Genomic DNA, 21955 nt, shown 5'->3' with positions numbered 1-21955 from the left:
AACCCACGTCATCACGGTCCAGTGCTTGGGGAAGCGCTCGGACGGTTCGCCGAACCGCACCGGGGTCGGCACCGGGAGCGGCAGGCGCGGGGCCAGCACGGGTAGCCACCGCCGCTCCTTGAGCTGGAGCTCCCCGGTGGGGTCCATGCGCTGCATGCGCACGGCCAACTCGTCCCCGAGACGCCACATCTGGTTGCCCCAACCGCCCACCACCTCGCGGATGGCCAGCCCCGCAAGGTCTGGATGTTGCTCCCGCAGCAACTCGCGGACCAGGTCCGCGGTGATCTCGAACTCGGTGTCGGTCATGCGGAATCACAGTACTGAGGCGGCAGGCGGAGCGAGAGGTGAAACTTGCCCACCTCGACAACCTCATTGCCCGGCGCTCGGCGGCGGTCCACCGGGGTACGCCGTCCTGATCCCCTCCCCACCGAGGGAGCACCTCGGTCAGTTCGATGGCTGAGGCAGAAGTTGGATCACACCCACCGAGGTGTCCTCGATCGGTGAGGCGTAGACGGCGCGGACCATCCAGCTGCCGGGCCCGAGCGGGACGGGGGCCTGCTCCGGCAGGCCTTCGCCGTTCGGGAACTCGACGCCCAGCTCGGCCCCGGCTGTCACGGAGTCAATGAGCACCGCCGGGCCGTCCGTTTCCCAGACGCCGCAGTCTTTCCACACGGTGGTGGGGTCGGCAAGCACCGCCTGGGCTGCGGCAATCAGATCGGCCTCGCAGTTGGCACCCAGCCAGCGAACGAACGCTCGGTGTTCCGGCAGATAGCAGCTGCTAGCGGGCTCATCCGCCAGGACAAGTCCGCGGGCGCCCTTCTCGCCGACAGCGACCGCTCCCGCCAGACCCTCCACCCCGCAGGCGCGGTCGTAGTCGTCCAGAACGTCCCCGTCGCCGATGACCATCCCCGACTCCGTGCAACCACGCCACTGGGCCAGCGCGGAAACGGGCACGGCTATCAGCGGGCCGCCCATCGAATCGACCCAGACAGGGAAAGGCTCGCGTGAACTGGCGGTGGTGGAGGAGAACGTCTTCACGACGCCAGTGTCCTCTCGACCACTGACAACGAGCTCTCGGCCCGGTCTCAGCACCAGGCCAGCGTGGCCCGGAGCCGACAGGCTCGATCAGCCGATCGGTGGTGCGAGGTATTCCAGTGCATAACCGTCGCCGGAGGGGGCTACGCGGGCGATGCCGGGTGAGTCGAGGTGGGCGCCGGCCACGAAGTGGTGTGGTCGAGTCAGTTGTTCGAGGAGGGCCGCTCGCGCGGCGCGGGCCTGGGACTGGTTGCCGTCGAGCTCCCAGGACACGTTCGGCTGATCGAATTGGAGCGTGGGTACGTGGACGGTGTCGCCCCAGGCGAGAAGGTGGCCGGTGCCGCTCCTGACGTCGTAGACGGTGTGACCGGGTGTGTGGCCCGGTGTCGGGATCGCGGTGATCCAGTCGTTGATCGCGACCTTCTCCGACACGGGTACGACCCGGCCGCGGATCGGCTCGAGCCGCCCCGTGAACACCGAGGTGTCGCCCGCGCCGATCCACACGCGCTCGAGTTTGGTGAACGCCTCTGAACCGTCCGGCGCGATCAGGCCGCTCACGTGGTCTTCGTGCTTGTGGGTGATGGCCACATCGGTGACATGCGCGCGGTCGATTCCCGCTTCGTCGAGCGCGTCGTAGATCAATCCCATGGTGGGGTCGTGCCAGGCGTTGGACGCGCCGGTGTCGATGAGAACCGACCGCGTGCCGTCGGTGACGAAGAAGGCGTTGACCGACAGCCGCAAGTTGTCGCCGGCCAGCGGGACGGCGGCGGGCAGCTCGTCGAGCGTGCGCCCATCCTGGTCGCGGAGCCGTGTCGGCGGCATGTCGATGTATCCGTCTCGCAACGAGATCACCTGCAGATCGCCGAATTCGAACGTGGCATGGAGCTGGCCACTTGAGATCAAACGCATGGAACCTCCGTCGTGGTGGGCGCGCATCGCGCGTCTCCGATAGAAGATCCTATCTTCTTTAGGAGAAACCCTACACTGTGGGCAGCGAGGTACCCAACGATCAAGGAGCACGGTGGTCGAGCAAGACGGAAACGCGGCCGAATCACAGCACGGTGACGACCTGGCCGGCGCGTTCGGCGGTAACGTGCGGCGACGCCGCGAGGAGGCGGGTCTGACGCTGGAGCAGCTGTCCACACAGTCGTCGGTCAGCCGGGCGATGCTGTCCAAGGTCGAACGCGGTGAGAAGAGCCCGACGATCGGCGTCGCGTCCAGGATCGCCCACGCGCTCGACGCGTCGCTCTCGGACCTGATCGGTGCGCCGGCTGCTGCCGCCTCTGGTGTGGCCATTGTCATGCGCAAGAACGATCGCCCCGTTTTCCGTGACCCGGAAACCGGCTTCGAGCGGCACATCGTGTCAGCGGCCCCGGGCGCGGGAGGAGCCGAGATGGTCGTCCACTATCTCCCCGCGCAGGTCTCCACCGGGCTGCTGCCCGCGTATCCGCCGGGCACGGAGAAACAGCTCGTGGTGCTCGAAGGCACCCTCACCGTCGCGATCGGCGGGATCAACGAGACCCTGAACACAGGCGACTCCCTGTTCTTCCAAGCCGACGCGGACCACGGCTTCGCCAACCGAACGAACGCTCCCTGCGAATACATCATGGTCATCTCACGTAGAACCTGATCGGCCGCAGCTTACGAGCCTGGACAAAGCTGGCTAGGGCATCGCCGTACTTACGGCATTCTTCGGGAAAGCCGACTTGCGAGCAGCTCCGCGACGTGTCGTTACCCATGCGGCTGACCGTCGGCGGCCAGGCACCGACTGACCCGGCACTGCTCGCCAACGGGCTTCCTTCTAGCCGACGCCGACCTGTTCAGGCTCTCTACTGCGTCAAAGCCGCGGACCAGGACCGTACCTGCTGGGCGAGAGCGGCCACATGCTCGGGAGGTGTGGTCTTGACGATTCCGTGTCCGAGATTGAACACGAACGGGCCACCACTGAGCGCGTTCAGGATGCGGTCTGTTTCCGCGTGGAGTGCGGGCCCGCCCGCGACCAGGAGCTGAGGGTCGAGGTTGCCCTGTACGCACCGGCCGAGTGCCTGCTGCACCTTCTGCGCGGCCCACTCCACAGGCACTGTCGAGTCGAGCCCGACGCAGTCCACGCCGGTCGCCTCGGCGAAGCCGTTGTAGGCGAGCCCCGCGCCACGTGGAAAGGCGATGATGGGAACACTCGGATGCTTCGCCTTCAGCGCCGCGACGATGGCGGCAACCGGCGTGACGCACCAACGCTGGAACAGCGGGTAGGGGAGTATTCCGGCCCAGCTCTCGAAGAGTTGGATCGCTTCGGCACCCGCCTGAATCTGACGGTCCAAGAACTCGATGGTGGCCGCCGTGAGCAGGTCGATCAGGGGTTGGAACCCCTCCGGATCGCTCAGCGCCCACTGCTTGACGACGGAGTGCTCTGAGCTGGCGCCGCCGCGCCCTTCGACCATGTAAGTCGCGACCGTCCACGGCGCACCGGCATAGCCGATCAACGTGACCTCGTCAGGCAACGCGCGAGTGAGTCGTCTGACGGTCTCATAGATCGGGGCCAGTTCTTCGTGCAAGCGGGACGCGCTCAAGAACTCGGTGATGTCCGAAGTCGAACGGATCGGGGGCGTGAGGACGGGGCCGTCACCGACCCGGTACTCCAAGGTCTGCCCCAACGCCGCCGCGATCTGGGGAAGATCCGCGAACAGGATCGCGGCGTCGAGCGTGAAGCGCCGGAGCGGTTGCAAGGTGACCTCGACCGCATGCTCGGGCGAATTGCACAGCCCCACCATTCCGCCCGCAGCCTCGCGGACGTCGTGGTACTCCGGCAGATAGCGTCCGGCCTGCCGCATGAGCCAGATCGGTGGTCGCTCGGTGCGCTCGCCCGCGAGCGCACGCAACAGCAGCTTCTTCGGCCTCGCCTCGCCCGGCACGCGATCGACGTCCGACTCTTCCCGCATATCGACGCCCACGCGCCTCCGTCCTGCCCAGATACGCGAGCCCCAACCGGCCCGATCAGCACACGCGCCCCTACAAGCGAAGGTGTGCGCTACCACCCTATCTACGCCCACTACCTAGATCTTCAGGGCTCAGGCGTTGCTTCCAGTCGGGCCAAAGCCCCGACCCCTGAAGGGCCTCGCCCCGCTCCGACGCCCCACCCAGGCAGGCTCCGCCTGCACAGACCTTGCCGACCTTGACCGGCCCGGCATGGACGGCAGGTGCGAACTCACGATTGTGGGGCGTCGACCTGCCGAAGACATGTAGTCCAGGTCGTACTCTCCAAGGAAGCGTGGGACAGCCAGATGCCACACAGACCCCAGGCCATGGACGTTCGGGCGAGCAGAACGCGGCGATCGACTGCTACATCCGTCGACGGGGAACCGCGCATAAACGGCGACGCCGAGGATTCGATCCCTCCTCTGGAGGGCGGTGACATCCACGTGTCTCAGGTCGGCCCCTGCGACTTCCCGCACTCGTGCTCGTCCACGACTCCGGCTCATCGACCCATGCGTGGGACGCGCTGGTTCCACTGCTGACCGAGTTCTACCGGGGATTAGCAGACCGCCAACGAGTGGTTATGACCCATCGCTCTCAATCAGCAGGTCCACGTTCCACTTCTCGGGCAGTTCACTGCCGCAGAAGACGCAGACGAAGTCGCTCTCGCGCACGATGTTGTGCTCCTGGCACCCAGGACAGCGTCGGAACACCACTTCGTGCGTGAAACTGGACGGACGCCCGAGCCCTGCACAATCGAGAGCTTGGGCGACCGATGGCCAGGAGTTAACGTCCGGGCAGTACCCGGTTGAATGGTTGCTGACGTCGCCCACGACCCATCTGCCTGCCTCGCGGGTGAAGCTGATCTCGCCGGCGCTCAGGACCGATCGTCCGCCCGCACAGGCCACATGCTCGCTTCGTCGCGGCGCCAGCCGAAGCACGCCGTCCGCACCGACCACGAAGGTGAACGGCTCAACCAGCTCCGCCGCAGAACGCTCGGCGACCCAGCGGTCGAAATCAGCCGCCGAGCCGATCCGGCAGCCGCCGCTGCCAGGCCGGATCGCGGCCTTGAGATCGGCCGGTCCCACGTACCGATAGTTCCACCCCCGCATGCTCACCTGAGCCAACCTTCCGATACGCGCCCTAGACGTGGGTGAGTGCTCGGGTGGAGACATCGAGGATGTCGCCCAGAGCGGTGCGGGCCTGGGTGAGGTCGGCTATGCGGGCGTCCAGCTCGGCGTACTGGGTTCTGAGGTGGTCGAGAACGCAGGCCTGGAGTTCGCTGCCGTCGCCGACGAAGCAGGGCATGAGCTCGCGGATGACCTTGGTAGGCAGCCCGGCGGCGAGCAGGGTGCGGATGCGGGCGACGGTGGCGGGGGCCTCGGGGTCGTAATGGCGGTGGCCGCCTTCGCTGCGGTGGGAGGTGAGCAGCCCCTGGGCCTCGTAGTAGCGGAGGAGGCGTACGGCCACGCCTGTTTCGCGGGACAGAGCCCCGATCTTCATGTGACCCACCTCATAGTGCAGCGGCTTGAATCTGACACCGATGTCACATCCTAGCGTTGCTCACATGACAACGACTTCGACCGCACCAGCGCCCGTTTCGCTCTACGGATTCCTGACCCCCAAGCCCGGACATGCCGACGAGCTCAGGAAGCTCCTGATGGACCTCGTCGAGCCGTCTCGAGGGCACGAGGGCAGCCTTCAATACCACCTCCACGAGCAGCAGGACGGCCGATTCTTCCTCTATGAGGTCTGGCGTTCGCAGGAGGACCTTGACCGGCACAACGCGACCCCACTGCTGCGCGTCTTCATGGACGAACTGCCTGAGCACATCGAAGGAGCACCCGATGCCTACTTCGGCACGATGAGGAGTCCCTATCCGGCCATCGCGGCCTGACCAGGCTCGCAGAGTTTCTCACGGAGTCAGACTCGACCACCCATCGGGGCTGTGGGCGCTGACCGTGTTGGGCGCGTTGACGTGCCGGTCAGGTGGTGTTCATGGATGGGGCGCCACGCATGGCCTCCTGCGTGGTCTTGATCAGAGCGTCCAGGGTCTGCCGGGTGCGGGCGAGCTCGTCCGACTGGGCGTCGATGCGGTCGCGCTCCGCGGTGAGCTGGCGTAGTACCGCCGGAGGGCAGCGCTCCCCGGAGTCCTTGACGTGCGGCAGCAGCGCGGCGATGACCTTGCCGGTCATTCCGACGGCGAAGAACTGTTTGATCAAGAGCACACGGCACACAGCGTCCTCGCCGTAGTGGCGCTGCCCGCTCGCACTGCGCTGGCTGGCGAGCATGCCCTGCTCCTCGTAGTAGCGCAGGGAGCGCACACTGGCCCCGGTCCGCTGCGCGAGATCACCGATCCGCACGGTCACCTCCATCCCGGATTGCCTCTCGCACCGATGTCAGGTTTAGCGTAGCGGCGTGCCCCACGAGCCCCCTGGAGGTGGTTTCACGTTGCCCGCATGCCCCGGCGGCTTCGTCGCGGCACGCCAGACAGACGAGACTTTCACTGGTTCTCCGATGGAGGCCTCGGTGTGAACTTTAGAAGGTGCGCTCGGCGACCTTCACCCGCTGGCTCGCCTCCAACGCGGCGCGCAACTTGTCGGCCGGTAGCGGCGCGGCGGGGGCCTGGAGTATGAGCTCGACCGGCACGTCGGGGTCAGTGTGATCACGGCGCACAAGCCGCGGCCGGTGATCGACCGCGTCTTCCCCTTCGAAGAGGCACTCGACGCGGCGTCCCACCTGGCGACGGGTGCCCACTTCGGCAAGGTCGTCACCTGACGCCGACGCGTCTACGGCCGGGGGCCCATCGTTTGGACTTGCGCGCTGAAACCGATCGGTTTACGGTGATGGAAACCGGTCGGTTTCTCGCTATGGAGGCGAGTCCGAAAACGAAACCCACCAGGGGGAGCGATGGCTACCAGGCGCGACGCCGAGCGGCAACCGCCGGATCCGAAGCTGCCGCCGAAGCTGGCAGGGCACCCGTCGGTGCAGGCCGTACTCGCCCGGCGCAGGGCTGGTGACGTCGCGAGCCCGCCGGCGGTGATCGACGCGGCCTGGCTGCGCGAGCTGTGCCTGGCGGCCGGTGCGGACGACGCGGCCGCGGTCAGCCTGGATCACCCCGACCTGGCCGGCGAGCGCGAGCACGCGCTGGCCGCGTTGCCCGGCACCCGTGCCCTGATCGCGATGGTGTTCCGGATGAACCGCGACAACTGCCGCTCCCCGGCCCGCAGCGTGGCCAACCAGGAGTTCCACCAGACCGACGAGCAGGCCAACCACGCCGCCCGCAATGTCACCCGAGCACTGCAGGACGCCGGCTATCGCGCGCTCAATCCGTCGGTCGGCTTCCCTCAGGAGATGGGCCGCTACCCTGGCCGGATCTGGGTGGTGGCGCACAAGACCGTCGCGGTGGCCGCGGGGCTCGGCGTGATGGGCCTGCACCGCAACGTCATCCACCCGAAGTTCGGCGACTTCGTGCTGCTGGCCACCGTCCTGGTGGACGCCCAGGTGAGCGGGTACGGGCAGGCGCTGGAGTACAACCCGTGCATCGACTGCAAGTTGTGCGTCGCCGCCTGCCCGGTCGGCGCCATCGGCAAAGACGGAGACTTCGACTTCTTCGCCTGCACCACGCATAACTACCGTGAGTTCATGAGCGGGTTCACCGACTGGGCGCAGACCGTGGCCGACAGCCAGGACGCCGCCGACTACCGCTCCCGGGTCACCGATTCCGAGAGCGCCTCGATGTGGCAGAGCCTGACCTCTCCCCCCGGCTACAAGTCCGGCTACTGCCTGGCCGTCTGCCCCGGCGGCGAGGACGTCCTGGGCCCGTACCTTGAGGACCGCAAGACCTTCATGGACACCGTGCTGCGGCCGCTCCAGGACAAGGAGGAAACCCTCTACGTCCTGCCGGGTTCGCACGCGCAGGAATACGCCCAGCGCCGCTTCCCCCACAAGCCCGTCAAAGAAGTCACCGGCGGCTGGCAGCCTCCGACGCGACGCCCCGCATCCTCCTGATCCGGTGCGCTCCCGGCTGCGGTCATCGCCGCTGGGGTACATGTCACGGTGCTCAGAGTGATGCCGAGCGGACCGGACGCGGGACAGTGATACTTCCGCTCAGCTCTTTGGGATGCCCGACCACGGCCTAAGGGGCAGCCCTAGGTGGTCAGTCGGGCGCATCAGTGGAATCGCACCGCGTTGAGGCTCACTTCCCAGCTCCGTTCGGCGGCCTCGGGTCGAGGGCGTAGGGGGCCACACCGCTGACGCTTCCGGCCTGATAGGCCTGTTCGTCCTGCGATCTCCCGGCCTCGTTGCAGTCCTCGAAATACCGGCCGCCGACGCCTTGGAGGAGAGGGGAGGCGGCGAGCAGTGCTCAACCCTGGCTGGTCTCGGCTTCGGCGGACAGCTCGGCCCACTCCTGCCAGGTCTTGAGCCGCTCGGCGTAGACCTGCGGGACGACATGGTGCGGCAAGGAGCCGAAGAAGACCCGCGGCGGGGGATTGTCGGCGTCGACGACCTTCAGCAGCGCCGTGCCGACGCCGGCCGGGTCGGGACTGGGCATGGTTGCGAAGCCGGCGTTGACCGCCTCCCGTACGCCGTCGTAGGCGGCCAGCGGCTGGGACCAGGTGGAGGACGTGGCGAAGCCGGTGCCGAACAGGCCGAAGCCCGCGTTGTTGACGACGGCGTCCAGGCGCCCGAAGTGCTCGTGGGCCTGCTTGACGGCCTCGGTCGCGGCGGGCCTTGTCCGTGACGTCCAGGGCCAGCGGAAGGACCGCGTCGCCATGCGCTGCGATCAGGTCGGGCCAGGGAATCGGCATTGCGGGCGGTCGCCGCGACCTTGTCGCCGCGCGACAGTGGCACGCGACAGGCCCGGCACCAAGGAGGAGGTCGTCCTCGACAAGATGGGGGAGGTCGGCCACCAGGTCGCCGCAGCGCTCAACGCCCGCCCCGCAGGCGAGCGGCCGTGGGATTCGCTGCGCCGCGCCTTCGACGTGGTCGCCCAGACCGATCCCGACGAGCCCGAGCGGGCCCTGAGCTTGATGCGGCTCCTCAGCGACGCCTGGGCCGCCAGTGACGGGACAACCCCGCTGTCCGGGCTCCTCGATCAGGCGATGGGCGCACTCGGCGAACTGAGCGGATAGGGCCGGCCCCCGCCGAGAGGAAGTCTGGAAAGACTGTCGTCCCGAGGTGGGGGACATCCTCAAACCGGACGGGGCCGTTGCGCGTCGTCCTCTTGGGGGCGGGCGGGGTGCACATGGTCAGGCTCGGTGACGGTCTTTCTCCGGAGCTGCCACTGAGTCCTCTGCGCGGACTTCAGGTGTCTGCTCGGCTATGCGCCGCGGCGTCGGGTATCACCTGGAAACGCGCTTGTAAACCGATCGGTTTTCATTTCGTCGGAACCGCGTTATCCTCGCGGTATGACCATCGAGGCGAAGCCGAGTTCCCGAGAGCGGCTGTTGGAGGCGGCGGCGACGCTCACTTATCGAGACGGTGTCGGCATCGGCGTCGAGGCGCTGTGCAAGGCGGCGGGGGTGTCGAAGCGCTCCATGTACCAGCTGTTCGAGAGTAAGGACGAACTGCTGGCGGCGAGCTTGGAGCAGGGTTCCTCTGCCTTCGTGGCGAAGCTCCTGCCCGCGGCGGGCGATGGCCGTTCGCCCCGTGAGCGGATCCTGCACGTCTTCGAGCAGGTGGAGGCGCAGGCGGGTGCGCCCGAGTTCCGAGGTTGCCGGTACCTGGCGGTGCAGATCGAGCTCAAGGACCAGAGCCACCCTGCGAGCCGGGTGGCGCACCGGGTCAAGGCGAACCTGATGGCCTTTTTCCGTGCCGAGGCCGAACAGGGTGGGGCGAGTGACCCGGATCTGCTGGCCCGGCAGCTCAGCGTGGTCTTCGACGGCGCCAGCGCTCGCGCGGGGATCGGAGCCGACAACCTGACGGGGCTCATCGCGCCCACCGTGGCTACCCTGCTCGATGCGGCAGGCATGCGCTGACGCGTCGCCTTTTCGAGATGGCACTGATGTGCGATACGAGGGGATGGCACCTGGCAGCCGGAGCGGCTCCCGCGATCTGGCCATCGCCTGCATCTCGGCGGCTGCCGCGAACCTGAACGAAGCGTTACGCGGCCGGGGTCAGCTTCCCGTTTGAGCTTGCACGTGGAAACCGATCGGTTTACGATGAGGGAAACCGATCGGTTTTCTCGCTGAGCCAGGGAGTCCAGGATGGCGACGCCCCGGCCATCGTCGCCAAGGTGATCGTCGAGGCGGCGACCGACCCGAAGCTGCGCTACACCGCCGGTTCCATGGCCGGACGCGCCGGCACGCTGCGCCGCATCGCTCCTGCCCGAGTCTTCGACAAGCAGATCCGCAAGCTCAACCAGCTGGCCGGCTGAGGCCCGCCCGTCCTAAGGAGTCGGCGATATGCCGTCAAGAGGCGCGCCCCACGATCCTCATTCCGGGGACCACCAGCCACACCATCGCCCCGCGCGGAGGGCGCCACGGCCATGAGGGGGCGCTGCGTTATCTCAAAGCGGGCACGGGCGCTCCCCTGGTCCTGCTGCACACCGTGCGAACGCAGGCCGAGCACTTCCGCGTCCTCATCCCTTTGATCTCCGGCCAGTACACCGTGTACGCCCTCGATCTCCCGGGGATGGGCTACTCCGAGATCGTGCCTGGTGCGTCGTACCAGGAGCCGGCGATGCGCGCGGGCGTCGAACGGCTCCTCACCGAACTCGACCTCCATGACGTGACATTGGTCGGGGAGTCCATGGGGGCGGTGCTCGCCCTGACGGCCGCGGCCGATCTGCCGGAGCGGGTACGGCGCGTCGTCGCGGTGAATACCTACGACTTCCGCGGCGGAATCGCCCGATCCAGTCTCCTCGCCCGTGTGGTGGTCGGCGGTGTTCTCGCTCCGGGAGTGGGCCCGGTGGTCGCCGGGGTGGAGCCCAAGCCCGTCCTCCGCAGGGTTCTGCAGGGCGGCCTGGTGGACAAGAGCGCGTTGCGGGCGGACTACGTGGACGAACTCCTGCAGGTAGGCGGCCGGCCCGGCTACCCGACCGTTGCCCGGGCTGTGTACCAGAGCCTGCCCAGTCTCATTGCTGCCCGTGCGCGCTACTCCGCGGTCAAGGCTCCCATTCACCTCCTCTACGGGGACAAGGACTGGTCCCGGCGGTCGGACCGGGAGGCTAACAAGAAGCTGCTGCCTGCCGCCGAATTCACGCAGGTGCCGGGAGCGGGCCACTTCATCGCACTGGAGAGGCCGGAGGTCGTGGCCGACCTGCTGGCCTCGGTGGCTTGAGTTATCGCAGCGAAGCGGCACTCGTGGGCCTGCAGGAGTTCCTGGAATTCGACTCCATCAGTCAGGCACCAGCCATCACGACTCCGACGATGATCGTCCACTTGCCGGTGGTCGCGGCGGTGTGCTCACTGATCCTGACCTCATTGGTTCAGTTTTGACACTCACGTGGTGATGGTTTGGCTCACCTGCGTTTGCAAGAGGAAACCGATCGGTTTATGGTGGTGGAAACCGATCGGTTTCTCATTGTGGTGGCAAATCGTGACAGCGCCTCCAATGGCTTGGAAGCTCCGTACGCGCAGCTGAAGAAGTAGCACGCGCTCTCGCCGATTCAAAGATTCAACGATTCAAAGATTCAAAGGGAATGCTCGTGGAAAATACGCTCATCCACCGTTTCGTCGAAGTGAACGGAGTCAGACTGCACATCGCCGAGCAGGGGCAGGGGCCGCTGGTCCTGCTGCTGCACGGCTGGCCGGAGAGCTGGTACTCCTGGCGTCACCAGTTCGGGGCGCTGGCAGCGGCCGGATACCGGGTCGTCGCCCCCGACCAGCGCGGCTATGCCCGCAGTGAGCAGCCGCCGGACGTCTCCTCGTATACCCTGCTCCACCTCGTCGGCGACGTGATCGCCCTGATCGAGGAGTTGGGGGAGGAGCAGGCGGTCGTCGTGGGTCACGACTGGGGCGCACCCGTCGCCTGGACCGCGGCGATGCTGCGCCCGGACAAGGTCCGCGCGGTGGCCGGGCTCAGCATTCCGCCGATTCTGCCCGGCGGGATGGTCCCGCCCTCGATCACCCGCACCCAGTACGGCGAGGGCTTCTACCAGATCTACTTCCAGCAGCCGGGAGTCGCCGACGCGGAGTTCGCCAAGGACATCCCAGAGTCCTTTCGCCGCCTCCTGGTCGGTGCCTCAGGCGACAACCCGCTCGGCAGGGAGCCCCGCCCGCTGGTCATACCCGACGGGCTGGGCCTCCTGGACACCATGCCGGCCTCGCCCGCTCTCCCGGTCTGGCTGACGGAGGAGGACATCCAGGCGTACGCCGAGGACTTCGCCCTGCACGGGGAGCAGGCCTTCACCGGAGCCTTCAACTGGTACCGGAACATCGAACGCAACCACGAACTGCTCGCGCCTTTCCGGGGGCGTGGGATCGACGTCCCCGCGCTGTACGTGGTGGGAGACCGTGACATGGTCACCTCACTGCGCGGCCCCGACGGGAGCGACTCGCTGAGCGATCTTCTGCGTGGCCAGGGCGGGCCGGGCAACCCGCTGAGTGCCCTCGCGCCTCAACTGCACGGCCCGGTGGTGCTGCCGGGTTGCGGCCATTGGACGCAGCAGGAGCGTCCCGCAGAGGTCAACGCCGCACTCCTCGATTTCCTCGCCCGCATCGACGGCTCGGCGCCCCGATGACACCGCTGAACAGCTGACCCGACCCAACCCGACAAAGGACACACCGATGCCAGAACGCAATCCCATCCTGATCACCGGAGCCGCCGGCCAAATCGGTGCTGTGAGCCGAACGATCGTCGAGATGCTGCTTGACCAAGGGCACCCGGTGCGCGCGTTCGTGCGACAGGACGACGAACGCGCGCACGCACTCCGCCAGGCCGGGGCAGAGGTCTTCGTCGGAGACCTGCGCAGCATCGCCGACGTGACCGCCGCGCTGAAAGGCTGCCGACGCATCTACTTCAGCATGAGCCTGTCGCCGTACTACACCGACGCCGTCAGCCTGATGGCCGCGGCGGCGCGGGCCCAGGGCGACATCGAGGTCTTCGTCAACATTTCCGAGTTCGAGCAGTCGTTCATGACGTTCGACGAAATGATCGCACCGGTGGAAGAGCGGCGGGCCTGGCTCGGCGGACTCGTCGCGGACTGGTCGCCGCAGCAGCGGGCCCACTGGATCGCGGAGCGGGTGCTGGAGTGGTCCGGCCTCCCGACTGTCAACATCCGGGGGGCTATGTTCGTCGAGAACCCCCTGATGACCTGGCTGGCGCTGGAGCCGCTGAGCAAGGGCGAACTGCGCCTGCCCTTCGGCCACCACCGGCTCGCGCCCATCGCGGGTTATGACGTGGCGGAGGTATGCGCGAAGATCCTGGCCGACCCGGCACCGCACATCTCCAAGTCCTACGAGCTCAACGGTCCGGAACTGAAGGACATGCACGGGTTCGCAGAGGACTTCGCGGCCGTGCTGGGACGCCCGGTCACCTACATTCCCGAAGATGTCGAAACCTGGAACGAGGCCTACGTGGACACCGCCCTGGCCGAGCATCCGCACACCGCGGAGCACATGAAGACCCTGACCCGGCTGATCGGCGGTGGAGGGTACCGCGGCGTCACCGACCAGTTGGAGACCCTGCTCGGGCGCCCGCCGAAGACCGTGCGGTGGGCGCTGGAGAATCATCCGCGCATCCGGAAAATGGCGACTGCCTGAGCCGCCTAGCGTCCACGACCATCTCGAGTGCCTGCGGAGCGATGAGGACTTCACCGCCTGGCATCCGCGCAATGGTCCGCCTGGTCCGGCGCAGGGCGCAACCGGCCACGGTGCGCGTGCTGCAGTCCCCGCTCCATCTGTCCGATCGGCGGCAATGTCCATACCCGAGCTCATACCGCTGGTCATCCTGCGCGGCAGCGGCGACAGCACCCGCGACCTCGGCGGCGAGGCCGCCCGACATGGCATAAGTACTCTCGCCCATGCCGTCGGCGGCGGGGTGCGATCGACGGTCGAGTGCCCACACCCGTACGGGACGCATCGCCGCGCCCCACAGTGACGGCAACTGGCCGACGTCCAGCTCGGTGAGCTGAACGCCGAACCAGCGACGCATCTGTCGCTCGCGATACGATCATGTCAAGCTGCGGCTGGGATATCCCAGGCACGCTCGTCGGAGGCGAACGGCAAGGTATCCGGTGATGAGGCTCATGACTGCTCACGATGTGGCCCGGCTGCTGCCTGATGTCCCGGTACTTCGCGATCTGTGCCGGTCCATGGCGGTGCTGGAGGCCATCCTGAGCCCGGAATGGTCCAGCCGCTACCACTCCTTCGACGCGGGCTGGAGCCCTGGGGAGGAGATGGCCTCGATGCGCAACGGCTCGGGAGACGCGTACTCCATTGTCTTCTCCGCGGCGGGTGCGTACATCCGCGGCTTCGACCACGAGTCAGCGATGAGCCCATACAGCAACGACGGGCCGTGGCCGGGGGTGCTCGACTCCGTCCCCGAGGTCTTCCGCCCTTGTGTGGAGGAGCCGGCCTTCTGCGACGAGGACGGAATGCCGGTCGTGACCGCCTGCCTATGGCGTGAGGTCGGCGATGGTCGCTGGCGAGTGGGTGAGATTGACTACCCGGACGGTGTGAGCGATCCCGATGGTGCGGCGGGTTTGTTCGCACGGCTCGTCGATCCGTCTCCGGAGGCGTTCCGGCGGTTCGCGGAGGACTACTACGAGGTGCCCGTGGATCTCGATGCGGTGCGGCACGTCTATGCCCTCCGTCCGCTGACGCCGGCGGTGGTCACCGCGCTGAACGCTGATCTTGCCGTGGAGGATCTCGCCGAGGACCTTGCGGCAGCCCGGTATCCATCCGTTGCCGGCTGACAAGCTGAAGGACGACGGGGCCGCGAAGACATCTGATCGGCTAAGGGGTCCGAACACGAGAAACCCCCCTCACGCAACGGCCCTAGGGCGTGTTTCCTGGATCTTGAACTGGCTGTCCTGTAAGTCCTGATGTGTGCTGGATGGGCTGCGCGCTGGGTGCGATGAGATCGAGGGCAAGGACTGGACGGTGTCAGCCGACTCGACCGTCGCCCGCGCCCATCAGCACGCCGCTGGGGCCGCCCACGAACCGGCCCGCGACGATCCCACAGGGGGCGGGATCGAATGACAAGAATCCGGCCACGGGCAAGGGCCGCGAGGGACTGGGACGCTCGCGGGGCGGTTTGACCACCAAGATTCACCTGGTCGCCGACCGGCGGTGCCGGCCGGTCACCCGGCTGACCAGCCCGGGTCAGCACGGCGACTCGCCACGGTTCATTCCGCTGATGGAGTCCATCCGCATCCCGCGCCGCGGGGCGCGGCCGTCCCCGCAAGCGGCCTGGCCGCGCGATGGGCGACAAGGCGTACTCCTCCAAGGTCAATCGTGCCTCCCTGCGCAGACATGGTATTCAGGCGGTCATCCCCGTCAAAGAGGACCAGAAGGCCAATCGGCTCAAGCGTGGCTCGGCCGGAGGCCGCCCGCCCAACTTCGACGCCGAGCGGTACAAGGAGCGCAACACCGTCGAGCGCTGCTTCAACAAGCTGCGGCAGTTCCGGGCGGTGGCCACGCGCTTCGATAAGCGCGAACGCATCTACCAGGGAACCATCGACGTCGCGTCCATCAAGATCTGGCTCCGCGACCCGGTTCGGCGATCAAGAACATAACCTGAACCGCATGAGTGTGTGCCCCGGGTGCCGCCTTGAACTGCCCGACGAACGACGGACGAGCAACGAAACCCGATACAACGCCTCGCCCGAGTGCTTGCGGCTTTCTGGCGAGGTCGCCGCGTTCAACCATGCCCATCCCGCCCGGCTCGCCATCTGGCACCAAACTTGTGTGGACGCCTACGGCGCCCAACACGTCAGCGCAGGCACCAAACCGATCGCCGTGGCGTTCGCGCTGAACGGCCTCTACCTGGTCTTTGAACGCGGATTCACCGGTCTGCAAGCTCGCAACGCCCACGGCTACCTGGCCAACACCGTCCCGTCTTGGCCCCGCTTCACCCCGCCAGACAACGTCGGCAAGGTCACGGTCTTCGACGTCACTATGGCCTCCTCCGTGGGCGAGCACATCGACCTGGTCCAAACCTGGGGCCGCAGCGTATGGGCCGCCTGGAGCCACGTCCACAACGAGATCGCCACCATGACCGACGCCCAGCTCGGTTCCTGGCACCCACACTCCTGATCCGAGCAGATCCTGCACAGAGCCGAATCCAGCCACCGTCAACTCCGGGAAACACGCCCTAGCGTGCCCACTGTCACGGAGTCCCGGTCGAGATCAGGGGTTGTCGAGAAACGGTGACATCACGCGCGCGGGCCGGTGATATTCGCGACGAAATATCGCAGCCATGACCAACAGCGCGCGGGACCATCGCGTCCCTCAACGAGCACTCGCCTCCTGCCTAGTGCGGGGAGGGCGATGACATGGGCTCGGATTCCGTACGTGGTGTCGAGCGGCGGCGGCTGCTCGGATGGGGCGGGCTGGCTGCCGGTGCGATGGCGGCCGGCACGCTGTTAGACGCCGGGCTCGGCACCGCCCCCGCCGCCGCGTCCGAGCCGTCCGAGCAGGACCGGATCCCGCCGGACACCCGGCCCGGCGGGGCCTACGACCGGTACGTGGCGAAGCTGGCCGCCGAGGACAAGTTCTCCGGAGTGGTACTCCTGTCGCACCGGGGCCGGACGGTGCTGTCGCGCAGCTACGGCATGGCCGACAAGGAGAAGGGGATCGGTAACCACGAAGGTGTCGCGTTCAACCTCTACGGCGGACCGTTCGTCAGCCTGTCCATTGTGCAACTGGCGCAGCGGGGCAAGCTGAAACTGTGGGACACGGTGGGCACCTACCTGACCGGTTTCGCCAAGGAGATCGCTGAGCAGGTGCGCATCCACCACCTACTCATGGGCACCTCCGGGTTGTCCTTTCCGGAGCACGACTACAAACGCGTCTTCCGCAGTAAGGAGGAGCAGCACGAGTACTACCAGCAGTACACCCGGCAGGCGAAGCTGGTGGCCGCCCCCGGCGCGGGTTCGGAGAAACCCGGCTGGGGCGCGGATGTCACCGTGCAGATCGTCGAGGCGGTGACCGGCATGACGTTCTGGGACTACGTGCGTGAGCACATCTTCGGGCGCTGCGGCATGGCCGGCTCGGCGTACTACACCAGGCCGCAGTGGCTGGCCGACGAGCACATCGCGCACTCGTACATGAAACAGGCCGACGGCAGCTGGGTGGACGCCGTCCGCAATCTGGACAAGGACAGCCCGAGCCCGGGTCTGGCGGGCCGGAACAATGCCCGCAACTTCGTCCCGGACGGCGGGTTCGTCACCGCACCGGACCTGATCCGGTTCGCGGAAGCGTTGTACGACGGCACCGTGCTCGACCCGGCCTGGGCCGACGTGTTCACCTCGGTCAAGGCCCCCAACTTCCGAGGCTCCCCGGGGTTCAGCACCTACGGGCCGACAGCCCACATCGTCGAAGGCCAGTGGGAGCTCTCGCGCAGCGGCGTCCACCCCGGCAGCTCCACCCACTGGAGCATCTACCCGGACGCCGGATGGGTCGGCGTCGTCCTCAGCAACTACGACGACATACCGCTGCAGGAGATCACCGGACAGCAGACGCGGGCCATCATCGGGGCTTCACCCGGCGGCGGTGGTGGCGGCTGACGCGCGGCCATGGCATAGCCGACCTGAAGAAAGAGGCGCGGGCTGGGAAATCCGCTGGCTCGGGACGGGTGGATTCCCCGGCCTGGCAACCAGATCGCCCGACGAATCATCGCCTCCGGCGGCGGCAGCGGCGATCCTCATGCTCGGCGCCGACCCGGCGAGCCATGGCTGATCGCCACGGTGCCCGTGGTCGGCTACCGCATGGACGTGACCGATGGCGACACGGCCAGGAGGTGGGGCGGAAGCGGCGAAGCCGCAGGCTGTTGGTGACGACGAAGATATGCGCCCGCCAAGAACTGGTCCGCGTCGAGACCTCGCTTCCGCCCGGCAGCGAGATCGAGCAGAACCGCACCGGTTGCGGATCCAGACCGGAGCGGCCACTCAAGCCGCAGTGGCACGTCGACGCGGATCGTCCGACCGCCGGTGATCCGGAATCGGCGGGCTGGCTTCCGCCTCGTGACTTCGACACATCCGGAGGCTACCGGCAGCTGAGGGAGCCCGCCCGTTCCAAGCCCGACCCTCGGGCTCCTGGGCGGCGGTGCGCAGCAGTGGGACACAGGCGGTGTAGAAGGCCTCGACATCGGCCGCGGCGGCGATGACCAGGTCCTCGATCTGCCGTTTGCCGATCACGTTCCCGCACCGGTCGATGATCGCGGCATGCGCGGCATCGACCGCCATACGTAACCCCGCGCTACGGACCAGCATCCGCTGCTTCATCTGGGCGAAGCTCCGCTGACAAAGCGTCCGCCCTTTCCGACGGATCAGAAGGTTGAGGTTTCGAGTACCTCCGGCCGCACACAGCATCAAGGTCCGTTACCAGGGAAAACCTGGAACGGGCCTTTGTGTTTGTCCTGGCAATATCTGGATCTTGCTGACACCGCTGCTAACAAGGGGTGCTCACTCGTTGATCGCCTGGGCGAAGATGTCCGCCGCCGACGCGTCCGCTGCGCGGATCACGTGGGCATAGACCCGGAGAGTGATCTCGACCCCACCGACTTGGCTGCCCCCCGGGAGAGCCGGGGACGCGTCGTGTCGCCGGCCTGCGAAGGGAGGAGGTCGCAGCCGGGGCGGCGATCAGCCAGGACTAGTACATCCGCATCAAGCAGGGACGCCTGACATCCGCGGAGCCGGTCCTCGAAGCCATCGCTCACACGCTGCGTCTCACCCCGGATCAGGGCATCTACGTCGAGAGACTCGCGCAGTTGGTGCCGGTCGAGGCTGGCGTGGGTGTCGAGCAGGCGGGCGCGGTCGTAGCTGAGGCGGGCGACGGCCGGTGTGCGGGCAGATGTCGCCGGCCGCCGGCCGACGCGCCGGGACAGGGCGCCGCTCGGACAGGGCGCCGCTCGGACAGGAACAGCGGGCCTGGCGAGGGTGACATGCCCGCCCGCAGTGCCGCGATTTTCGGCGCGGCGCTCATGCCGGCCCGCTGCCCCGGCTGGGGGCAGCGGAACCTGGAATGGTCGCCGCGGTCGGGCTACTACAAGTGCAGCGAGTGCGGCCACACATGGCTGAGGAAGAGGCAATGGAGTTTGGTGAGCGAGGAGACGGGAGCGTGATCGAGAACGCCGACGGGCCGTGGGCGCTAGCCGGACCCGGGCATCGCAGTCCGGCTAGCCCTGGCTGGCTTGTGTCCTACCTCCAGTGCAGTATGGCCTCACCGGTATAGGTGTGGGTGCCGGACGGTTCGAAGAAGGTGGCCTGGTACGTGAAGGGCTGTCCGATCCTCAAGCCTTTACTTTCGTAGTCGTAGACTCCGATGCTGGTCTCCCAGGTTCCCTGAGGGCTGCAATCGTCGTCGATTTTGGCTGACCACGTCCCCTCGTAGACGAAACCTACGATTCTCCCTTCGGGTTTCTCGCAGGTGCCGCGCCAGCGCAGGCCGATGTCCTTGGGGGAGGGCATTGTCAGGGCTCCTACGAAGGAGAAGGTGTCTTGCGCGGCGGCCTGCGCGGTGCGGGCTTGGGCGGGTGACACTGTGCCGACGAGCGCGCCGATCGCTACAGTGGCCACTGCCGTGGCGGCCAGGCGTGCGAGGTGCTTCATAGCGGTCGTGCCTTTCTGCTTGGCTGGGCGAATTGGTCGAGGGCGTGCTCGGCTTGGGGCAGGTCGCTCTTAGGTGCTGGCCGGGACGATCGCAACAGCCTCGCCCGCATCCTCGGCAACCTGCAGCACGTCGCCGGCGACGGCATCGTCCCAGCTCGCCTTGAGCCAAGGAGAACGGGGGCCGTGACGGCGGTGCCTGGTCCGGCTTTCCGGTGCGGGCTCCTCGCGATCAGGCCAGAGTGTCCTTGACCTTGATCTGGCCGCCGTCGATCACGCACTTCTGGTTGTTGTGGTTCATGCACTGCCACAGGCGGACATCGGTGCCGTTGGTGCGGTTGGGGGCGTCGATGCACATGGGGGTCCCGGCCTGGGCCGCAGGCCCAGCGATCTGCCGGGCGGAGGCCGCGGTCGGCTGGGCGAGGAGTCCGCTGATGGCGGTGGCGAGGACGGCTGCGGACAGCAGACGGGGGAAAAGCAGCATGGGTGTTCCTCCGGGAAGTGGATCAAACCAAGAACACCATGCCGTCACTTAGAGTAGTCATGCAATTACTTTAGTTGATATTCGCCTCACTCAAGAGATGGGGGAGTGACGCCATCCCTGGAGGGATGGCGGCTGGGCGCGCCGCTCGACGGCCCCGTCCAGATTCGCCTGGAGGGCCCGCACTAGCGGAGACCAGGGATCGCGACGGCCTGGTGGCCCTGGCGGTCGTCGTGGCCGTCCCCGCGCCTGCCACGGCATCCGCCTCCCCGGCGGCACATGGACGAGTGCTGGCCGGCACATGCAGCTCGAGCAGCCGATGTCGCGCCGCGCGGCGGCGCGGCTATGGCGACGAAGATGCCGACCAGGACCGCCGTGATCGCGTAGCTTCCAGGATCGTGGGTGCCGACGACTCTACCCAGACACCACCGAGGCGCTCTCGGAGTCGATGAACCCACTCCGCGGGGAACCTGCGGGGGCCGTCTGAGGCGCGGCATACGATGATCCGCGTAGGCGCCTGAGAGGCACGCAGCCGTACAGCAGTCCGTACAGCAACCTCGTCTCACTCGACCACATACCGCCGCTCCACCATCACCGCCTGGACGGGGCGGTATCTCGTTGACAAGGGCTCTGCCCTACCCTGCGGATCAGAGGGTTGGTTTCGAGTAATCGCCGGACGCTCTCAACCGTTTGAATGTGAGGCGCGTCCAACGCATTGAACGAAGTCGCGCTGTCCGAGTCACTGGGGCATCTCCTTGATTCCTCGCGGGATCCAGCGGAGGGGGGAGTAGGCATGGGGATCTTCAAGCAGGACACGAACGACGCCTTGGCGGCCAGTGCCCGAAACGCCGCAGCTGAGGGACGTACGGTGTTCACGGCTCAGATCATCGGAGCGGCCCGTACGATTCGCCGGCTGCCTGGCCGGGAGCCCGCAGGCGGCGCTCGACAAGGTCGCGGCCTACCTGCGCGACGCGGACCGGGACGCGCTGCCGCTGGCCGAGCGGGCCTTCCGGCTGGCCGGTGGCGGACGCGACGTCCCCACCATGAAGATCTTCACTGACCACACGCGGCTGGCGCCCGCCGTACAGGATGAACTGAGCGCGCTCATCAGCAGACTGGTCGTCTGCATGGAAACCATGGCCGCCTACCAGCGCGGTCAGGGACGCGGGCGTGAACACGCGCAGGCGCTCCACCACCTGCGCAACGCCTGGTACCTCGACCACGCCGCCCGCGACTTCACCGGCCGGGGACTCGCGGTGGGCTCGGCGTGCATGGACGCCGCCGGAGCCGACACCGTTCTGCGGCTGCTGGAGGGCGGCGAGAAGGTGGTGGTCGCCACGCACAACACGCACATCCGCAAGACGGCCATCGAGCACGAGGGCGACTTCGGGCTGTTCCCCCAGGGCTACCATCTGGCCCAGGCGCTCGGCGACGACTACGTGTCCATCGCCGCCACCAGCGTCGCCGGCCGTACCGCGACCGGGCAGGTGGCGCCCGAGCACCCCCTCGGCATCGAGACCTTCGACACCGAATTGCCCCCGCTCACCGACGACTGCGTCGAAACCGCCTTCGACACCGGCGCTGCCTTGGCCATCGCCGATCTGCGCGGTGAGGATCCGGACAGGTACCGGCGGATCAGGATGCTCGACTACTTCATGGACCTCCCGGTCGCCCAGGCCTTCGACGCGGTCGCCTGCGTCCCCGAAACCCGCAGCGTCTCCGGGATCGAGCCGAGGCGATGACCGGCGACCGGG

Annotated in this window: 27 protein-coding genes and 1 pseudogene; 17 read left to right on the top strand and 11 right to left on the bottom strand. The window is 67.4% G+C overall.

Going from position 1 to position 21955, the window contains the following annotated elements; all coding sequences use genetic code 11:
- The 3 genes from AB0J16_RS48370 to AB0J16_RS48360 all read right to left on the bottom strand — a co-directional run.
- On the bottom strand, positions 1–306 hold a 306-nt coding region (locus AB0J16_RS48370; protein ID WP_358552907.1), incomplete at its 3' end, for a phosphotransferase.
- Positions 307–444: 138 nt separating this feature from the next.
- Positions 445–1038 carry an Imm21 family immunity protein gene (locus tag AB0J16_RS48365; RefSeq protein ID WP_358552905.1) on the bottom strand — a complete coding sequence of 198 codons (594 nt, stop codon included), beginning with the start codon at positions 1036–1038 and terminating at the stop codon, positions 445–447.
- A gap of 87 nt (positions 1039–1125) precedes the next feature.
- On the bottom strand, positions 1126–1944 hold the full coding sequence (locus AB0J16_RS48360; protein ID WP_358552903.1) for an MBL fold metallo-hydrolase: 819 nt from the start codon (positions 1942–1944) through the stop codon (positions 1126–1128).
- Between the two features lie 112 nt (positions 1945–2056).
- Between AB0J16_RS48360 and AB0J16_RS48355 the strand changes: the two genes are divergently transcribed.
- On the top strand, positions 2057–2665 hold the full coding sequence (locus AB0J16_RS48355; RefSeq protein ID WP_358552901.1) for an XRE family transcriptional regulator: 609 nt from the start codon (positions 2057–2059) through the stop codon (positions 2663–2665).
- Positions 2666–2864: 199 nt separating this feature from the next.
- On the opposite strand, the gene hemE is transcribed toward AB0J16_RS48355, so the two are convergent.
- The 3 genes from hemE to AB0J16_RS48340 all read right to left on the bottom strand — a co-directional run bounded on the left by hemE (position 2865) and on the right by AB0J16_RS48340 (position 5508).
- Positions 2865–4067 (bottom strand): uroporphyrinogen decarboxylase, encoded by a 1203-nt coding sequence (hemE, locus tag AB0J16_RS48350; protein WP_358552899.1) that lies wholly within the window; start codon positions 4065–4067, stop codon positions 2865–2867.
- 519 nt (positions 4068–4586) lie between these two features.
- Positions 4587–5093 carry a hypothetical protein gene (locus AB0J16_RS48345; RefSeq protein WP_358552897.1) on the bottom strand — a complete coding sequence of 169 codons (507 nt, stop codon included), beginning with the start codon at positions 5091–5093 and terminating at the stop codon, positions 4587–4589.
- A 55-nt stretch (positions 5094–5148) separates the two neighbouring features.
- Positions 5149–5508, bottom strand: coding sequence for a MerR family transcriptional regulator (locus AB0J16_RS48340; protein ID WP_358552895.1), 360 nt, complete (start codon positions 5506–5508; stop codon positions 5149–5151).
- Positions 5509–5572: 64 nt separating this feature from the next.
- On the opposite strand from AB0J16_RS48340, the gene AB0J16_RS48335 reads away from it, so the two are divergent.
- Positions 5573–5902 carry a putative quinol monooxygenase gene (locus AB0J16_RS48335; RefSeq protein WP_358552893.1) on the top strand — a complete coding sequence of 110 codons (330 nt, stop codon included), beginning with the start codon at positions 5573–5575 and terminating at the stop codon, positions 5900–5902.
- Positions 5903–5990: 88 nt separating this feature from the next.
- Here AB0J16_RS48335 and AB0J16_RS48330 read toward each other — a convergent pair whose 3' ends face one another.
- On the bottom strand, positions 5991–6368 hold the full coding sequence (locus AB0J16_RS48330; protein WP_358552891.1) for a MerR family transcriptional regulator: 378 nt from the start codon (positions 6366–6368) through the stop codon (positions 5991–5993).
- Between the two features lie 298 nt (positions 6369–6666).
- On the opposite strand from AB0J16_RS48330, the gene AB0J16_RS48325 reads away from it, so the two are divergent.
- On the top strand, positions 6667–6783 hold the full coding sequence (locus AB0J16_RS48325) for a zinc-binding dehydrogenase (protein ID WP_358552889.1): 117 nt from the start codon (positions 6667–6669) through the stop codon (positions 6781–6783).
- 132 nt (positions 6784–6915) lie between these two features.
- Complete coding sequence (locus tag AB0J16_RS48320; protein WP_358552887.1) at positions 6916–8016, top strand: 4Fe-4S binding protein; 1101 nt, start codon at positions 6916–6918, stop codon at positions 8014–8016.
- A 355-nt stretch (positions 8017–8371) separates the two neighbouring features.
- On the opposite strand, the gene AB0J16_RS48315 is transcribed toward AB0J16_RS48320, so the two are convergent.
- On the bottom strand, positions 8372–8782 hold the full coding sequence (locus AB0J16_RS48315) for a hypothetical protein (RefSeq protein WP_358552885.1): 411 nt from the start codon (positions 8780–8782) through the stop codon (positions 8372–8374).
- A gap of 70 nt (positions 8783–8852) precedes the next feature.
- On the opposite strand from AB0J16_RS48315, the gene AB0J16_RS48310 reads away from it, so the two are divergent.
- The 12 genes and pseudogenes from AB0J16_RS48310 (at position 8853) to AB0J16_RS48255 (ending at position 17680) form a co-directional block, all read left to right on the top strand.
- Entirely contained in the window at positions 8853–9140 is a 288-nt protein-coding gene (locus tag AB0J16_RS48310; RefSeq protein WP_358552883.1) for a hypothetical protein, read from the top strand.
- Positions 9141–9416: 276 nt separating this feature from the next.
- Positions 9417–9986, top strand: a complete 570-nt coding sequence (locus tag AB0J16_RS48305) for a TetR/AcrR family transcriptional regulator (RefSeq protein WP_358552881.1) — start codon at positions 9417–9419, stop codon at positions 9984–9986.
- A 257-nt stretch (positions 9987–10243) separates the two neighbouring features.
- Positions 10244–10384, top strand: coding sequence for a hypothetical protein (locus AB0J16_RS48300; protein ID WP_358552879.1), 141 nt, complete (start codon positions 10244–10246; stop codon positions 10382–10384).
- Positions 10381–11289, top strand: a complete 909-nt coding sequence (locus AB0J16_RS48295; protein WP_358552911.1) for an alpha/beta hydrolase — start codon at positions 10381–10383, stop codon at positions 11287–11289. Before AB0J16_RS48300 ends, AB0J16_RS48295 begins: the two co-directional genes overlap by 4 nt.
- Positions 11286–11447: a hypothetical protein gene (locus AB0J16_RS48290; RefSeq protein ID WP_358552877.1), complete on the top strand. Its 162-nt coding sequence runs from the start codon at positions 11286–11288 to the stop codon at positions 11445–11447. Before AB0J16_RS48295 ends, AB0J16_RS48290 begins: the two co-directional genes overlap by 4 nt.
- 203 nt (positions 11448–11650) lie before the next feature.
- Positions 11651–12691 (top strand): alpha/beta hydrolase, encoded by a 1041-nt coding sequence (locus AB0J16_RS48285; RefSeq protein ID WP_358552875.1) that lies wholly within the window; start codon positions 11651–11653, stop codon positions 12689–12691.
- Between the two features lie 46 nt (positions 12692–12737).
- A complete protein-coding gene (locus AB0J16_RS48280) occupies positions 12738–13712 on the top strand; it encodes an NmrA family NAD(P)-binding protein (protein WP_358552873.1) in 975 nt (324 codons plus the stop codon).
- Between the two features lie 551 nt (positions 13713–14263).
- A complete protein-coding gene (locus tag AB0J16_RS48275; protein ID WP_358552871.1) occupies positions 14264–14866 on the top strand; it encodes a hypothetical protein in 603 nt (200 codons plus the stop codon).
- A gap of 133 nt (positions 14867–14999) precedes the next feature.
- A complete protein-coding gene (locus AB0J16_RS48270) occupies positions 15000–15152 on the top strand; it encodes a hypothetical protein (RefSeq protein WP_358552913.1) in 153 nt (50 codons plus the stop codon).
- A gap of 25 nt (positions 15153–15177) precedes the next feature.
- Positions 15178–15604, top strand: a pseudogene (locus tag AB0J16_RS48265) (IS5 family transposase); the annotation flags it as partial.
- Between the two features lie 94 nt (positions 15605–15698).
- Entirely contained in the window at positions 15699–16208 is a 510-nt protein-coding gene (locus AB0J16_RS48260; RefSeq protein WP_357619408.1) for a DUF5946 family protein, read from the top strand.
- A gap of 239 nt (positions 16209–16447) precedes the next feature.
- Positions 16448–17680 (top strand): serine hydrolase domain-containing protein, encoded by a 1233-nt coding sequence (locus AB0J16_RS48255; protein ID WP_358552869.1) that lies wholly within the window; start codon positions 16448–16450, stop codon positions 17678–17680.
- A 381-nt stretch (positions 17681–18061) separates the two neighbouring features.
- Here the strand turns inward: AB0J16_RS48255 and AB0J16_RS48250 are convergent, their stop codons facing one another.
- The 3 genes from AB0J16_RS48250 to AB0J16_RS48240 form a co-directional block, all read right to left on the bottom strand.
- Positions 18062–18397 (bottom strand): hypothetical protein, encoded by a 336-nt coding sequence (locus AB0J16_RS48250; RefSeq protein ID WP_358552867.1) that lies wholly within the window; start codon positions 18395–18397, stop codon positions 18062–18064.
- Positions 18398–19312: 915 nt separating this feature from the next.
- Positions 19313–19723, bottom strand: a complete 411-nt coding sequence (locus tag AB0J16_RS48245; RefSeq protein WP_358552865.1) for a hypothetical protein — start codon at positions 19721–19723, stop codon at positions 19313–19315.
- A 229-nt stretch (positions 19724–19952) separates the two neighbouring features.
- Positions 19953–20204 (bottom strand): hypothetical protein, encoded by a 252-nt coding sequence (locus AB0J16_RS48240; RefSeq protein WP_358552863.1) that lies wholly within the window; start codon positions 20202–20204, stop codon positions 19953–19955.
- 833 nt (positions 20205–21037) lie between these two features.
- Between AB0J16_RS48240 and AB0J16_RS48235 the strand changes: the two genes are divergently transcribed.
- Entirely contained in the window at positions 21038–21943 is a 906-nt protein-coding gene (locus AB0J16_RS48235) for an erythromycin esterase family protein (RefSeq protein WP_358552861.1), read from the top strand.
- The last annotated feature ends 12 nt before the right edge of the window (positions 21944–21955 follow it).

The organism is Nonomuraea sp. NPDC049750 (assembly GCF_040659625.1).
GTDB lineage: Bacteria > Actinomycetota > Actinomycetes > Streptosporangiales > Streptosporangiaceae > Nonomuraea.
This window is presented reverse-complemented; position numbering and strand designations above follow the sequence as displayed.